The 15,880-nt window shown below is 57.2% G+C and carries 12 protein-coding genes; 6 read left to right on the top strand and 6 right to left on the bottom strand.

The window, feature by feature from the left end; all coding sequences use genetic code 11:
* Nucleotides 1-154: 154 nt before the first annotated feature.
* Nucleotides 155-1,282: a branched-chain amino acid ABC transporter substrate-binding protein gene (locus JL015_RS02725; RefSeq protein WP_201000067.1), complete on the bottom strand. Its 1,128-nt coding sequence runs from the start codon at nt 1,280-1,282 to the stop codon at nt 155-157.
* A gap of 331 nt (nt 1,283-1,613) precedes the next feature.
* Between JL015_RS02725 and JL015_RS02720 the strand changes: the two genes are divergently transcribed.
* The gene (locus JL015_RS02720) at nt 1,614-1,919 is read left to right on the top strand and encodes a DUF2288 domain-containing protein (RefSeq protein ID WP_201000066.1); all 306 of its coding nucleotides are present in this window, start codon (nt 1,614-1,616) and stop codon (nt 1,917-1,919) included.
* Nucleotides 1,920-1,976: 57 nt separating this feature from the next.
* Here the strand turns inward: JL015_RS02720 and JL015_RS02715 are convergent, their stop codons facing one another.
* Complete coding sequence (locus tag JL015_RS02715) at nt 1,977-4,037, bottom strand: hypothetical protein (protein ID WP_374063365.1); 2,061 nt, start codon at nt 4,035-4,037, stop codon at nt 1,977-1,979.
* A gap of 264 nt (nt 4,038-4,301) precedes the next feature.
* Nucleotides 4,302-6,614 (bottom strand): putative bifunctional diguanylate cyclase/phosphodiesterase, encoded by a 2,313-nt coding sequence (locus JL015_RS02710; RefSeq protein WP_201017319.1) that lies wholly within the window; start codon nt 6,612-6,614, stop codon nt 4,302-4,304.
* Nucleotides 6,615-6,847: 233 nt separating this feature from the next.
* Here JL015_RS02710 and JL015_RS02705 point away from each other — a divergent pair, with 233 nt between their 5' ends.
* Nucleotides 6,848-8,185 carry a spinster family MFS transporter gene (locus JL015_RS02705; RefSeq protein WP_201017318.1) on the top strand — a complete coding sequence of 446 codons (1,338 nt, stop codon included), beginning with the start codon at nt 6,848-6,850 and terminating at the stop codon, nt 8,183-8,185.
* 67 nt (nt 8,186-8,252) lie between these two features.
* Here JL015_RS02705 and rapA read toward each other — a convergent pair whose 3' ends face one another.
* Nucleotides 8,253-11,099, bottom strand: coding sequence for an RNA polymerase-associated protein RapA (gene rapA / locus JL015_RS02700; protein ID WP_201017317.1), 2,847 nt, complete (start codon nt 11,097-11,099; stop codon nt 8,253-8,255).
* A 215-nt stretch (nt 11,100-11,314) separates the two neighbouring features.
* Between rapA and JL015_RS02695 the strand changes: the two genes are divergently transcribed.
* The 3 genes from JL015_RS02695 (at nt 11,315) to ccoM (ending at nt 12,164) form a co-directional block, all read left to right on the top strand.
* The gene (locus JL015_RS02695; protein ID WP_201000061.1) at nt 11,315-11,653 is read left to right on the top strand and encodes an aspartate-semialdehyde dehydrogenase; all 339 of its coding nucleotides are present in this window, start codon (nt 11,315-11,317) and stop codon (nt 11,651-11,653) included.
* A gap of 82 nt (nt 11,654-11,735) precedes the next feature.
* Nucleotides 11,736-11,894, top strand: a complete 159-nt coding sequence (locus JL015_RS02690) for a hypothetical protein (protein ID WP_201000060.1) — start codon at nt 11,736-11,738, stop codon at nt 11,892-11,894.
* Between the two features lie 159 nt (nt 11,895-12,053).
* On the top strand, nt 12,054-12,164 hold the full coding sequence (gene ccoM, locus JL015_RS27940) for a cytochrome c oxidase subunit CcoM (protein WP_025261439.1): 111 nt from the start codon (nt 12,054-12,056) through the stop codon (nt 12,162-12,164).
* A gap of 122 nt (nt 12,165-12,286) precedes the next feature.
* Here ccoM and JL015_RS02685 read toward each other — a convergent pair whose 3' ends face one another.
* Nucleotides 12,287-12,757, bottom strand: a complete 471-nt coding sequence (locus tag JL015_RS02685) for a MaoC family dehydratase (protein ID WP_201000059.1) — start codon at nt 12,755-12,757, stop codon at nt 12,287-12,289.
* 39 nt (nt 12,758-12,796) lie between these two features.
* Nucleotides 12,797-13,741, bottom strand: a complete 945-nt coding sequence (locus tag JL015_RS02680) for an alpha/beta hydrolase (RefSeq protein ID WP_201017316.1) — start codon at nt 13,739-13,741, stop codon at nt 12,797-12,799.
* Between the two features lie 444 nt (nt 13,742-14,185).
* Between JL015_RS02680 and fadD1 the strand changes: the two genes are divergently transcribed.
* On the top strand, nt 14,186-15,877 hold the full coding sequence (fadD1, locus tag JL015_RS02675; protein ID WP_201017315.1) for a long-chain-fatty-acid--CoA ligase FadD1: 1,692 nt from the start codon (nt 14,186-14,188) through the stop codon (nt 15,875-15,877).
* Nucleotides 15,878-15,880 lie beyond the last annotated feature (3 nt).

Here is a 15,880-nt window from a genome sequence, read left to right as displayed (position 1 = left end):
CACGAGCCGTGCTGAAACGGCAACAGACCCTCGTGAATCACGGGTAACGGTTTCAAGATATTCAGGGACGTCAGGATCTTGTGGAGTCCTTTCGCCTCGCAAAACAAAGCCCACTGCGGTTGCAGTGGGCTTTGGTGTAGATCAAGGCCGTGTATTACTTCACGGGCGCCTCGGTCTTGGTGCCGTCCTTGTGCCAGGTGTAGACCACGAACTTGAAGTCTTTCAGGTCGCCCTTGGCATCGAATGCCAGGTCGCCGGTCGGAGTCTTGAAGGTGTTGGCATGCAGGGCAGCAGCGACTTTGTCGGTGTCTTCGCTCTTGGCGATCTTGATTGCATCGGCAATCACGGTCACCGCCGAGTAGGACGGGAACACGAACGGGCCGCTCGGATCTTCTTTCTTGGCTTTGAAGGCGTCAACCAGCGCCTTGTTGGCCGGGTCCTGGTCGAACGAGGCTGGCAAGGTGACCAGCAGGCCTTCGGATGCATCCTGAGCGATCTGCGAGATCGAAGCGTTACCCACGCCTTCAGGACCCATGAAGCCGGCTTTCAGACCTTTTTCTTGAGACTGACGCAGGATCAGGCCCAGTTCAGGGTGGTAGCCGCCGTAGTAGACGAAGTCGACGTTGGCTTGCTTCATCTTGGCGATCAGCGAAGAGAAGTCCTTGTCGCCAGCATTGATGCCCTCGAACAGAGCGACTTTGACGCCGTCTTTTTCAAGGGTCTGCTTGACGGCGGTGGCGATGCCTTCACCGTACTGCTGCTTGTCGTGGATGACGGCAACGACTTTCGGCTTGACCTGCTTGGCAATGTACTCGCCTGCGGCCGGGCCTTGAGCGCTGTCCAGACCGATGGTGCGGAACACCAGCTTGTAGCCACGGGAAGTGATGTCCGGGCTGGTAGCCGCTGGAGTCACCATGATGATGCCTTCGTCTTCGTAGACGTCCGAAGCCGGTTGAGCCGAGCTGGAGCACAAGTGGCCGATGACGAACTTCACGCCGTCGTTGACGATCTTGTTGGCCACGGCAACCGCTTGTTTCGGGTCGCAGGCATCGTCGTATTCAACCGCTTCAAGCTTCTTGCCATCAACGCCGCCCTTGGCGTTGATCTGCTCGATGGCCATTTTCGCGCCGCTGAACTGCATGTCGCCGTACTGAGCGACTGCACCGGTCTTTGGACCTGCGATGCCGATCTTGATGGTGTCGGCTGCGAACGAATGGCTGGCAACTCCCGCCATAACCAATGCGGCAAACAGCTTCGAAAGCTTCTTGGTACCCTTAGTCATGATGCTCCACTCTTGCGTTGTAGTTTTTATAATCCTGATGGCTAAAGCTGCAGGATCGGACTTGATGACCGATCGCCTCCCCACTCTGCCAACTGTACCGGAACAGTTTAGAGCGCCGGTCGATGGCTTGAAAAGCTGGGTGCGGGGAAGGAAATCGATGGATGTCGCTTAATCGAAAGAAAGTTACATAATCCAACCATTTAAGCCCATGAATTCGACCCCCATTTCATGGACTCCCATATAACTCTGTTGCGATCAATGGCATACATCCGGGCTTGTCTGCGGAAAAGGCAGCGCTATCATTGCGCCGATTTTTCTTTTGGTGAAACCCATGACGCAAGAACCTAGCACCCTCTATGCCAAACTGCTTGGCGAAACCGCTTCGATTACCTGGAAAGAATTGCAACCATTCTTTGCCAAGGGTGCCCTGTTGTGGGTCGAGGAACCGCTGGATCTGATCGAAGTTGCCGAGGCTATGGCCGAAAATGACGCCAGCAGGGTTTCCGCCTGGCTGACCAGCGGACAGGTCGGCAAGGTGTCTGAGTCAAAGGCGATGGAGCTTGTGGAAAGCGATCCGCTGCTTTGGGCCGTAGTGGTAGCGCCCTGGGTGCTGATCCAGAACAAGGCGGCCGACTAGCTCGCGCACTGTATTGGTGCCTTCGCGGCGCAATTGGCCCGCGAAGGCACACCCTCATCAGTATTCGGTTCTGCCCGTGTACTGATTGAGCGAGATGACGCGGGTCTTGCCGATACGGTGGCGGTAGATCTCGCGCAGGTATTTGATAGCCTTCTTCACGCTTTCGCGAGAGATCCGGATATCGTTGATCGAGACGAACCTGGATTTCTCATCGATCAGCTCGCGATACTTCTTCTCGTACATCGGCTTGATCGCATACCAGTTGGTATCGAGGATCTTGGCCGGGTTTTCGTACTCGTTGAGCAGATCGTCGATGCGGTCCTCGTCGAACTCCTCGCTCATGATGAAATCGATGATCGAGTTATCCAGCGTGTCATCGAAGCGGAACGGAGTCTTCGCGAAGCAGCGCTTGATGAACGCCACGATCAGGGTCAGGAAGTCGTCCGACAGGCACGGGCTTTTCGCGATCAGCGTGGTCAGCGACAGGTTGGCCGAAGCGCCGATGACCAGCGCGTAGCGCTTGAGCGTGGTGTTGGGGAACAGGCTGTTGAGGTGAGTCTTGAGCCGGTTCAGGTCCATATAGGACAGCTTGTAGTCCTTGGGCAGCGAGACGATGGAAACCACCGACGAGCAGTTCTTGAAGAAGTGCAGGTCGTGCAGCGCCGCCGCGTCATAGCCGGAGGTCTTGTATTGCTCAAGGGCGGCTCGATAGCGGCGTGACTCGATGGGCAACAGGCTGATGCCTTCGATGGCCTGAGTGACCTTGTTGAAGTGCGGCAAGTCGATGGAGCGGAAGAACAGATCGTCGATGTTCAGGCGTGGTGGATCTTTCTCGAACACCTTGAACTTGTCCGAACCCGGCGCGGGTGTTTCCGGCACCACGGATTCTGCATAAGCAATTGCCACCGGGCCTGCGAGGCTCATGAACAGGTCGTTTGCATCCAGGCGAATGGTTTCGCCGATGTCGATCCCTGCACGCCGGAAATAGTTCTGGTCGTAGTCGGTGGTAACGGCCTGAGCGGTCAGAATGTTGAAGATCTGCTGCGAGATGTACTGGTTGGCGTGACGCTCCATGGCGTTGACGTCGATATTCTCGATGTTGCCGTCATCGCTCTCTTCGGCGTAACGCATTATGTCGTTGGAGATCAGCATCATTGCGTTCCATGGCCGGATACGGCCCATCACGCTGGCTTCGCTGCTGTCTTCATTCTCGAAGTTGTACGAGAAGTCCCATTCTTCAGCCAGATACTTGCAGAGCAGGCGTCCAGCGTTGATGTGCAGGGCTTCGGACATTTCGCTGCGGTGGTCCGAGATGTTCGGCAGTACGCAGATGCCGCTGGTGAAGATCGGCTCGAACACAAAGGAGCGGCCGCGCTTGCTGTCGTTTTCGTTGGTAGGCCGGGTATCGAACGTCTTGTTCATGTACGAGTATTGCTGGGCCAGCCCGAACTCCGAAGCCATGCCCGAACCGGTACCGCCGCCGGCACTGAAGATGTAGAAATACAGGCGTGACTGGTTGGCCTTGATCCCGCAGGAATCTATCAGGTACGAGTGGATCAGCTTCCAGTCGGGGCTGGAGAAGTGGCTGGTGTCCTTGTTCAGGATGATCTTGGCCAGATACTGGCCCAGGATCGGGGCGTTGCCCGCACCACCGGCATGGACTTCGGACAGGTCCATGATCTTCATTTTGCTGTAGTCGCTGATAAAGCCGTTTTTCTCGCCCTTGCGGGAGAAACGGATGCGTCCGGCAATGTCTTTGTCCAGATCGCCCAGCATCACCAGAGGCTCGACCAGAAACACCGGCTTGCTTGCCTTGTTCTGTACCAGGCGCAGGTTATTGCGAATCCAGCGGCCAGGGTTGTAGCTCTTTTCGTTGGCAAGCCGGTCTTCGTTGTTGAACTGATTGAGGTAGAACTTGCGCGCGTTGTAAACCAGTTCGGCTACATCCAGCGCAATGTTGGAGCCACAACGACCCAGACCGATCAGGCATACGGAGGGAAACTGCTGGTCCCGGCGCATGGCGTTTTCTTCGACATGGGGCGAGGGCGGGAAAACCATGTCTCGCAGGCCGTCGAGATTATCGAGAATCCGGTCGGTGTCTGTTTCGGTGAAGTACATGTATTGCTGGGTGGGAGTGCTCTGGGTGCGATAAGCGCGGCTATTGGCTGCCACTTTATCGTTCTGGTTGTTATAGACGGTCTCGGCTACCACATCTGAAGTATTGATTTTTTTAGTCATCGTGCGCCATTGGTCTGGAAAGGATGGCCGCTCGATAAACAGCATCGGGCCATCTCAAAGGAAGAAAGAACGACATTCAGCGCTGCTGACAAGGCACGGGAGTCCCTTGTCATGGGTACTGAATCGGCATGGCCTTCTGGTTCTTTAATCCGACCAACGGGAGCGTTTTGTGCGGCTGGCGTTACGCATTTGCAGGTTTTCACTGCCGGGCAGTTCACTGAAAAGGTCGAGTGAGTAGGGGGTGTCTTTATCCAGATCCCTGCTTTCAAGCATGAGCGCGTTTGGCAACAGGCTGGCAGGTTCGCGCTGGTTCATCTGCTTGACCAGAGGCAGCAAGCGTTCCAGGGGTTGAGGCTTGCTGAAAAGATAGCCTTGCACATAGTCGCAGCCGTACTGGCTGAGGAACTCCAGTTGTGCCGGGGTTTCCACGCCTTCTGTGACGACTTTCAGGCGTAATGTGTGAGCCATGACGATAATCGCCTGAACAATTTCCATGTCCTGCGGCGATTGGGGAATGTCGATGATGAACGAGCGGTCGATCTTCAGGGTGTCCAGCGGCAGGCGTTTCAGATAGGCAAGTGATGAGTAGCCGGTGCCGAAGTCGTCGATGGAAAGCGATACGCCCAGGCTGCGAATGTGCTTGAGCATCAAGATGGTATTGCTGATGTTGCCCATCAGGGCGTTTTCGGTCACTTCCAGTTCCAGGCGACCAGGGGAAACATTGGCTTCACTCAAAGCCTGCTCGACTTCATCGGCCAGTTCATCCCTGGCCAGATTGAGTGCCGAGCAGTTCACGGCAATGATCATCTTGTCGAACCCGTCCAGACGCAGGGCGCCCAGATCCTTGCAGGCACGGCGCAATACCCAGTTATCAAGCTCGGCGATCAGCCCGTTGGCTTCGGCAATGCCGATGAAACGGTCGGGTATGAGCAAGCCATGTTGCGGATGATGCCAGCGCACCAGCGCTTCAAGTTTGGCCACATGCCCGGTTCGCAGGTCGACGATGGGTTGGTAGTAAACCTGCAGGCCGGTCTCTTCGCGCAAGGCATTGCGCAGCTCTTCCTCAAGATGCAGCTCCAGGCTGGCTTTGGTCTTGAGGGCCGGGCTGAAGAAATTGACCCGGTTACGGCCGTTGCCCTTGGATTGATAAAGCGCCAGATCCGCGTGCTTGAGCAGTTCGTCGCAAGTTGAACCGTCACGGGGGAAGACCGCGATACCGATACTGGTGGTCATCACCATGCGTCGGCCTGCCAGCGCGATGGTTTCCTTCATCTTCTGCATGACCCGATAAGCCAGATGCCGCGCTTCTTCATAGTCGGGAATACTGAGCAGGATGCAGAATTCATCGCCACCGAACCGGGCGACCACATCCTGTATCCGCGTTGCGCTGCGGATACGTTCGGCAATTACCTTGAGCAGTTCATCCCCGGCGTCATGGCCCAGGCTGTCGTTGATGCGCTTGAAATGGTCGATATCCAGAAACATCACGGCCAGCATGCCATTGCTGACACTGTGCTCCAGCAGTTTCTCCCCGAATATCTGGTTGAAGCCGCGCCGGTTGATCAGGTTGGTCAGAGGGTCGTAGTGTGCAACCTGCTGCAAGGAAACACGGGCCTGATCCAGTTGGCTGAGCAGGGCGTTGACCCGTTGCAGGTCATGCTCCTTGCTTTGCAGCTTCTTGTCGGCCATCGCGGCACTGATGCTCCCGGCGATGATCAGCAAGGTAATGATTGCGATGGTCAGGCCCAGTTGCTGGCTGTTTTCGGTATTGGGTATCTGTAATTGCGCTTCGAGGGGCAGCACCAGTTGCAGTGCTTCCATTCCCATCAGGTGCATGGTCAACAAGCCTGCGCCGAGCAACAGGCTGACGCCGTACCTGAACATCTGATGAAACATCCCGCTGTGGTGGCGCAGGTGTCTGGAAAGGGTCAACAGCGCCAGACTGGCCACGATGGCGACCAGAACCGACAGGGCGAACATGCCCGGTTCGTAATACTGGGTGGCATCGGACTGCATTGCCGCCATGCCGACGTAATGCATGGCGCTGATCGCCAGCCCCATGATCAGGGAGGTGAGCAGGCAACGCTTGAGGGTCAGGGTTTCCATGCTCAGCGCCTTGACCGCGAACAGGCCGGCGACCAGCACGATCAGCAGGGACGAAACGGTGATGGGCAGGTCGTAGCTGATTTTCAGCGGGGCCTGGAAAGCCAGCATGCTGATGAAATGCATGGCCCAGATACCGCCGGCCAGGCAAAGCGCAGCCAGAGCCTTCCAGACACGACGGCTCTTTGTCGCCTCGACCTGAATGACCCGGTCCGCAATATCCAGTGTTGCAAAACAGGCTGCGCACGCCACCCCGTAGGCTAGCGCTACCAGAAACAAGTTATGACTGCAGTTGATCAGTAATTGCCCGTTTGCCGGGAAGCCGACAAACATATTCAAACCGAGCCATTCCATAGCGAGCCCTATTGTTCACTACCAGGGTTCACCAAGGCGCTAAGCCTGGCGAATAGTGGTGAGTATAGAGGCTGTAAAAAACCTGCCAGTGTCAACACTCAAAAAAATGGAATTGACTCAATAACCAATGGTTATAAAAAGCCGGATTTCAATATTTCCGGCCTTTTACGAATGTTTACAGTCGGTTTGGCAGAGGGGCTCTAGAGTAGACAGAAAAAAGGGATGGATGCCTCATGAACAACACCCCGACAGACAACTCTATTCAGGCCTCCAATGCCTGGCGTGTCTTGTTTCTGCTATTTCTGGCCAACCTGTTCAACTTCTTCGATCGAGCGATTCCGGCGATTATCACCGAGCCCATTCGCAAGGAATGGCATCTGAGTGATTTCCAGCTGGGACTGCTGGGCACGGCGTTCACCCTGGTCTATGCGATTGCCGGCTTGCCTCTTGGGCGAATGGCCGACACCGGTTCGCGCAAGAAACTCATGGGTTGGGGGCTTGCTGTCTGGAGCGGGCTGACGGCGGTCAACGGGATGGCCAACAGTTTCTGGACGTTCCTGCTGGTGCGCATGGGCGTCGGGATCGGCGAAGCCAGTTATGCGCCAGCGGCCAACTCATTGATCGGTGATCTGTTCCCGGCCCATCGTCGCTCACGGGCCATAGGCATTTTCATGCTGGGCCTGCCGTTGGGGCTTCTGCTGGCGTTCTTTACAATCGGCGCAATGGTCAAGGCGTTCGACAGCTGGCGGGCGCCATTCTTTATTGCAGCGGTGCCCGGCCTGATTCTGGCGGTGTTCATCTTCTTTATTCGTGAGCCCAAGCGTGGCGCTGCCGAAAGTGTGCAGATGTCCGAGGAGAAGATCGAAAAGCCGGTTCGCCGGGTGTTGTCGATCCCGACCTTTTGCTGGCTGGTCCTGGCCGGGCTGACTTTCAACTTCGCGACCTATGCCTGCAACTCGTTCATGGTGCCGATGCTGCAACGCTACTTTCAGGTGTCCTTGCAGGAAGCGGCTGTGGCAACCGGGATCATTGTCGGCGTCACCGGCCTGGTCGGCCTGACACTGGGCGGCCTGATCGCGGACAAACTGCACCAGCGCTCGCCTAACGGGCGGCTGCTGTTTGCGGCGTTCAGCATGCTGGTCGCCACGTTGGCAACGGGCTATGCCTTGCACGCGGGACGGGTCGAGATCGGCGTGTTTGTCGCGGTATTCAGCATAGGCTGGCTGTTTGCCTATAACTTCTATACCTGTGTCTACACCGCCATCCAGGACGTGGTGGAACCGCGCCTGCGGGCGACGGCCATGGCGTTGTTCTTTGCCGGGTTATACCTGTTGGGTGGAGGGCTTGGGCCGGTAGTGGTCGGCTGGCTGTCGGATCACTATGCCCATGAAGCGATGACGCTGGCGGGAGCTGTGCAGATGGATGAAAGCTTCAAGGCCACCGGGTTGCACGATGCGATGTACCTGATCCCGGTTACCCTGGGCATGACCCTGGTGTTTCTGCTGCTGGCAACCCGTTGTTTCACCAGAGATGCCAAGCGGATGACGGACAGGATGGTGAGTCCTGTGTAGGTGTGCCTTTCGCGAATGAATTCGCTCCTACCGGGGCGTAGGGGCGAATTCATTCGCGAACAGGCTATCAGCCCGCCACCAGCACCCGAATCGCTTCCAGGCGCAGCGCTGCTTTTTCAAGCATTGCCAGGCCTTGTTCGCGCTGGGTACGCAGGGCGACCAGTTCGCTGTCGCGTACGGTCGGGTTGACGGCTTGCAAGGCGGTCAGGCGCGCCAGTTCTTCCTCTGTATCGGCTGCCAGACGACGTTGTGCCTCGGCCACGCGCTCGGCGTGTTTCGGGGCGATCTTTTCTTCACCGGCGTTGATCTTGGGCGTCAGCACGTCGCGCTGTGCCTGGATGAACTTGTTGGCGCTGGCCCGTGGCACGCTTTCCAGTTGATCGTTCAAGGTGCTGAACGAGACGCGGCTGGCCAGATCGTTGCCGTTTGCATCCAGCAGGCAGCGCAGTGCAGCAGGCGGCAGGTAGCGACCCAGTTGCAGGGAGCGCGGCGCAACCACTTCGCTGACGTAGATCAGTTCCAGCAGCACGGTGCCAGGCTTGAGCGCCTTGTTCTTGATCAGCGCCACCGAGGTGTTGCCCATCGAGCCGGACAGCACCAGATCCATGCCGCCCTGAACCATCGGGTGTTCCCAGGTGATGAACTGCATGTCTTCGCGAGACAGCGCCTGATTGCGGTCGTACGTGATGGTCACGCCTTCGTCGTCGCCCAGCGGGAAGCTGGCGTCGAGCATTTTTTCGCTCGGCTTGAGGATCAGGGCGTTTTCCGAATGGTCTTCGCTGTCGATACCGAAGGCGTCGAACAGGGTTTCCATGTAGATCGGCAGGGTGAACTGATCGTCCTGTTCCAGAATCGCTTCCACCAGCGCCTCGCCTTCGCCAGCGCCACCGGAGTTGAGTTCCAGCAGACGGTCACGGCCGGTATGCAGTTCGCTTTCCAGACGCTCACGCTCGGTACGGGCTTCGTTGATCAGGCTCTGCCACTCATCGTCGTCACCGCTTTCCAGCAACGGCAGCAGGCGCGGGCCGAACTGGTGTTGCAGGGCGTTGCCGGTCGGGCAGGTATTGAGGAAGGCATTGAGCGCTTCGTGATACCACTGGAAAAGACGCGCTTGCGGGCTGGTTTCCAGGAATGGCACGTGCAGCTCGATGGTGTGTTTCTGGCCGATACGGTCCAGACGGCCGATACGCTGCTCCAGCAGGTCCGGGTGCGCTGGCAGGTCGAACAGCACCAGATGATGGGAGAACTGGAAGTTGCGGCCTTCACTGCCGATTTCCGAACAGATCAGAACCTGCGCGCCGAATTCTTCATCGGCGAAATAGGCCGCTGCGCGGTCGCGCTCCAGAATGTTCATGCCTTCATGGAACACGGTTGCCGGGATGCCGGAGCGCACACGCAGCGCGTCTTCCAGATCCATGGCGGTTTCGGCGTGGGCGCAGATGACCAGTACCTTGACGCGCTTGAGCATCTTGAGGGTGTCGATCAGCCAGTCGACCCGCGGATCGAAGCGCCACCAGCGTTCTTCTTCGGTGATCTCCGGTTGCGACTGGAAGCTGACTTCCGGGTACAGATCGGCATGCTCGCCCAGCGGCAGTTCCAGATATTCGGCAGGGCAGGGCAGCGGATACTGATGCAACTGACGCTCAGGGAAACCTTGCACGGCTGCGCGGGTATTACGGAAAAGGACCCGGCCGGTGCCATGGCGATCCAGCAGTTCGCGGATCAGACGCGCCTTGGCTTCTTCATCGCCAGCGTTCACGGCGCTCAGCAGGGTTTCGCCTTCGGCACCCAGGAAACCATGAATGGTCTTGTGCGCACTGGCCGACAGTTTGCCTTTGTCCAGAAGCTCCTGCACGGCTTCGGCCACCGGGCGATAGTTCTCGCTTTCGGCACGGAAGGCTTGCAGGTCATGGAAGCGGTTCGGGTCCAGCAGGCGCAGACGGGCAAAGTGGCTGTCCTGGCCCAGTTGTTCCGGGGTTGCGGTCAGCAGCAGGACGCCGGGAATGACTTCGGCCAGTTGCTCGACCAGCGAGTATTCGGGGCTGACCTTTTCTTCATGCCAGACCAGGTGGTGGGCTTCGTCGACCACCATCAGGTCCCAGCCCGCGGCGAACAGGGCGTCCTGGGCTTTTTCGTCTTCGACCAGCCACTCCAGCGCGACCAGCGCCAGTTGGGTGTCCTCGAAAGGGTTGCCGGCATCGCTTTCGATGAAGCGCTCCGAGTCGAACAGTGCGACCTGAAGGTTGAAGCGGCGACGCATTTCCACCAGCCACTGGTGCTGAAGGTTTTCCGGGACCAGGATCAGCACGCGGCTGGCGCGGCCGGACAGCAGTTGGCGATGGATCACCAGGCCTGCTTCGATGGTTTTACCCAGACCCACTTCGTCAGCCAGCAAGACCCGTGGTGCGATACGGTCGGCGACTTCACGGGCAATGTGCAACTGGTGAGCGATAGGTTGGGCGCGCACGCCGCCCAGGCCCCACAGGGAAGACTGCAACTGGCGGCTGGTGTGCTCAAGGGTGTTGTAACGCAGCGAGAACCACGCCAGCGGGTCGATCTGTCCGGCAAACAGGCGGTCGGTGGCCAGACGGAACTGGATGAAGTTCGATAACTGGGTTTCCGGCAGGGTGACTGCCTCGTTCTGCGCATTGAGGCCGTGGTAGACCAGCAGCCCGTCGACATCCTCGACTTCGCGCACGGTCATCTTCCAGTTCTCGAAGTGCGTAATCACATCACCCGGAGAAAAGCGTACCCGGGTCAATGGAGCATTACGCAGTGCGTACTGGCGCGTGTCGCCAGTGGCCGGATAGAGCACGGTCAATAAGCGGCCATCCTGTGCCAGAACGGTGCCTAAACCCAGCTCGGCTTCGCTGTCGCTAATCCAGCGTTGCCCCGGTTGATACTGCTGCGCCATGCTGCCTGACTCCCGCTTTTGAAAAGCCGACTATGTTAACGGAACACGCACTGAAGCCAAAGACAGGAGTGAAAAAACACCTGTTATTGGCCGTAAATCTGACAAATACGTCTCTGTGGGCACTTATTACTTAAAACATAGTCGAAAAGTTTTCCAAAATGGCCTTCAAGTCGACGGAGTGGCAGCCGAAAGCCCGATAACAGGAGACGAAAATCATGCTGCAACCGACGCTTCCGCTGAGTGTGGTACCCGTGACGTCGCAATTGGACCCGGCCAAGCGTATGCCGGACATACCACCTGTCGCACCGGTTCAACCAGGTTCCAGCGAAACCACCATCGACCTTCGCAACGAAGACACCGAGAGAAGCGCCTTGCTGCTGCGTGAAGAGCAACAACGCCAGCAGCAACAGCGTCAGCATCACGAAGAGGAGGGCGAGCCTATCGAGCATTTGGCCGTTCCCGGTACCTCCCTGAATGCCGACAACACCGTGCCTGTCGTGCCTTTGATCGACAATGAACCGCGTCAGGGCCTGTGGGTGGATGTCGAGGTTTGATGCAGGACGCATCCTCGCTGGTCATAGCCGTTGCGATTGAGCATTATTGGCCCTGATACCGAGTGTCCGAGAGCTGCGAGTCATGAGCGAAGATGAAAAGCTGATCGATCTGAATGCTGAGCGCGCCAAGCGTGTTCACGACCTGAACGATAAACGCCTTAATGAAGTGCGCAACGCCTTTGAACAGGCCATGCCATTGAGTGGCAAGAAAAAGCCCGGCAAGAAACCGAAAAAACGCTGATACCTCCTGTTTCAGATCCCGCTTCAGATCCGTTGACCCAGATCAGTTGCCCACACGCTCACCTGCCGAGCTTATGGACAACTGATCTGGGTCAATTTCTTTGCGCGCCGTTCTGGTTAATCTAGCTCCATCGAACAGGGCAGAGCAGGAGGCGAAGTTATGTTTCTGGACAATGTGGTTGTCGCAGGGGTCGTCACCGTTGGCCTGATGCTTGTTTTCTTCGCAGGCTTCGGACTTTTTATCTGGAAGGACTCGCAAAAGCGCAAGTAAAGGCTCAGGCCTTCCATAACAAGAGCACGCAAGGCATTTAGGGCGACTTCGGTCGCCCATTTTTTTGCCTGGAGAAAGCCATATGGGGCCAGGTAGGAGCGAATGAATTCGCTCCAGCTGTATCAGCCGAAGGTGATTTCCGGCAGAACGGTCAGGTCAACGGTCTGTTGCTTGCGAGGTGCCAGGATTTCCGCTTCGCCATCAACGACCAGCTCATCGTTCTGGTTGAACACGCGGGTTGCGATGCGCACGCGGAATTTCGGCAGTTTTTCCAGGATTTCCAGGCGCACGGTCAGGGTGTCGCCCAGCTTTACCGGCTTTTGAAAGCTCATTTGCTGACCGATATAAATAGTGCCCGGCCCAGGCAGCTCGCAAGCCACGGCGGCACTGATCAACGCACCGCTGAACATGCCATGAGCGATACGCTCCTTGAACATGGTCCTGGAAGCATATTCGGCATCCAGATGGACTGGATTGTGGTCGCCCGACATCGCGGCGAACAGCTGAATGTCACGCTCTTCTACCGTTTTGCTGTAGCTGGCGGTCTGGCCGACTTCAAGTGCTTCGTAAGGTGTGTTGGTGACTTGGGTCATGTGGCTGTCCTGAAAATGAAAGTTTTAAACCGGGAGGAGTCATTCAGCCCGGTGTGGACGTGGTTGTTCGAGAGCGTGCAGCAGCCAGTCGATCAAGTCACGGATAACGTCATCGCGATTGGTTTCATTGAGCAGTTCATGTCGCGCCTGGGGGTAGATTTCAAGCTGTACTGCCTGATGACCTGCCTGCCCCAATGCATGAGCAAGATCTCTCAGACGCTTCCCATTGCTCACCGGATCACATTCACCACCAATAATCAGTAATGGCAGGCCCTGATCGATCTGTTTCAGGTTGGAAGGCTTGCTGATTTTCTGCAGCCCGCCGAGCAGGTCGAACCATAACTGATTGGTGCAGCGGAAACCGCAAAGAGGGTCGAAAAGGTACTTGTCGACTTCCTCCGGATCACGGCTAAGCCAGTCGAATCGTGTGCGTGCCGGTTTGAATGCCTTGTTGAACGAGCCGAACGACAGCCACTCGATCAGGGCGCTGCGACCTTTTGGTCCCTGACGCAAACGTTCCAGCCGGGCGATCTGGCGAGCGCTGCGATAGAGAGAAACCGGCTGGAAGTTCGAGCCACTGATAATCGCACCTTGCAGGCTGGCGCCATGGTGCATCAGGTAGGCCTGAGCGATGTAGCTGCCCATGCTGTGCCCCATCAGGAACAGCGGCAGGCCCGGGTGTTTCTGGCCGATGGCCTGACTCAGGGTCGCCAGGTCGCCGATCACCTTGCTCCAGCCGTCTTCATCGGCGTAGTGACCCAGTTCGCCTTGCGAGGCCGTCAGCCCGTGTCCGCGCTGGTCATGGGCATAAAGCGCAAAGCCTGCCGCGTTCAATGCGGCGCCCAGTCTTGCATAACGTCCACTGTGCTCGGCCATTCCGTGAGACAGCATCACAACGGCTTTCGGCTTTTGCGCCGGTAGCCAGGCATTGACGTGGAGGCGACTGTGATCACTGGCATCAAGCCAGAAGGCTTCGTGGTTCATGGCAATTTCCCGAGTCTGGATCGATGCCCGAATGAGGTGTCCATTCAGTGTATCGCCGATGACAAACGCCAGTCTGCCCGACTGCAAAAATCACGTAGTCATCATTTCAGGCTGGCGTGCGGGGTGGGTGTCGCGATGATCGGGGAGGTGTCCGGGGAGGATGTTTCGTGGTGTGCGCCGAGTGTTTGGCCCAGTGTTTCCGGTTTGATTTGCAATAAATAGAATCATTGCTCTAAAAATGACCTTTTGTTATTCAAGAGTCATTATTGTGACTGGTCAGGGCTTTTTTGCCTCTAGGCGGCCTCTGGCAAAGCTGCTACTCTCGGCCCGCTTTCTGCCCAGTCATGAAGCGGAAAAAGCGGGAAACAGCATAATTCCAAAACACAAAAAAATCATCGCGTACAGCGGTGTGAAGAATTCGCTATCGCTACGGAGCTGGCTTGCATGATCGAGAACTTCTGGAAGGATAAATACCCGTCCGGTATCGCTACCGAGATCGATCCTGATGAGTATCCAAACGTCCAGGCGGTATTGAAGCAGTCTTGTCAGCGCTTCGCCAATAAACCGGCCTTCAGCAACCTGGGCAAGACCATTACCTATGGCGAGCTGTATGAGCTCTCGGGTGCTTTCGCTGCCTGGCTTCAACAGCATACCGACCTGCAACCGGGCGACCGTATTGCGGTCCAGTTGCCCAACGTCCTGCAATATCCAGTAGCAGTATTTGGAGCCATGCGGGCTGGCCTGATCGTGGTCAACACCAACCCGCTGTACACCGTGCGGGAAATGGAACACCAGTTCAATGACTCCGGAGCCAAGGCACTGGTCTGTCTGGCGAACATGGCGCATCTGGCCGAGAAGGTCGTGCCCAAGACCCAGGTCAAGCACGTCATCGTCACCGAAGTCGCCGACCTGCTGCCGCCGCTCAAGCGCCTGCTGATCAATAGCGTCATCAAGTACGTCAAGAAGATGGTGCCGGCCTATCACCTGCCCAACGCCATCAGGTTCAACGACGTCCTGAGCAAGGGCCGTGGCCAGCCTGTCAATGAAGCGTCGCCCGACAACAACGATGTTGCGGTGCTGCAATACACCGGCGGCACCACGGGCGTGGCCAAGGGCGCGATGCTTACCCACCGCAACCTCATCGCCAACATGCTGCAATGCAAGGCGCTGATGGGCTCCAACCTGCATGAAGGTTGCGAGATCCTCATCACGCCGCTGCCGCTGTACCACATCTATGCCTTCACCTTTCACTGCATGTCGATGATGCTTATCGGCAACCACAACATCCTGATCAGCAACCCTCGCGATCTACCGGCGATGGTCAAGGAGTTGTCGAAGTGGAAGTTCAGCGGTTTCGTGGGGCTCAACACCCTGTTCGTTGCGCTGTGCAATAACCAGGAGTTCCGCAACCTGGACTTCTCCAGCCTTAAAGTCACGCTGTCTGGCGGTATGGCGTTGCAACTGGCAGTGGCCGAGCGCTGGAAGGAAGTCACCAATTGCTCGATCTGCGAAGGTTACGGCATGACCGAAACCAGCCCGGTGGCGACGGTCAACCCCATCAGCAACATCCAGATAGGCACCATCGGTATTCCCGTGCCTTCGACCCTGTGCAAGGTCATCGACGATGCGGGCAACGAGTTGCCATTGGGTGAAGTGGGCGAACTGTGTGTCAAAGGCCCTCAGGTCATGAAGGGCTACTGGCAGCGCCAGGAAGCCACCGACGAAATGCTCGATGCCGAAGGCTGGCTCAAGACGGGCGACATCGCGATTATCCAGTCCGATGGCTACATGCGTATCGTCGACCGCAAGAAAGACATGATTCTGATCTCGGGTTTCAACGTCTACCCCAACGAGCTGGAAGATGTGCTGGTAGGCTTGCCGGGCGTACTGCAATGCGCAGCCATTGGTGTACCGGACGAAAAATCCGGCGAAGCGATCAAGGTTTTCGTGGTCGCCAAACCTGGCGTCACCTTGACCAAAGAGCAGGTCATGGAGCACATGCGCGCCAACCTGACCGGCTACAAGGTACCGCGCAGCGTCGAGTTCCGGGATGTTCTGCCGACCACCAACGTCGGCAAGATCCTGCGCCGCGAACTGCGTGACGAAGAGCTGAAAAAGCTGGGCGTCAAGAAGTAAGCC

This window comes from Pseudomonas cichorii, assembly GCF_015471405.1.
GTDB classification, from domain to species: Bacteria; Pseudomonadota; Gammaproteobacteria; order Pseudomonadales; family Pseudomonadaceae; genus Aquipseudomonas; species Aquipseudomonas serbiensis.
The sequence above is the reverse complement of the archived record's forward strand: the minus strand, read 5'-3'. Positions and strand labels throughout refer to the sequence as shown.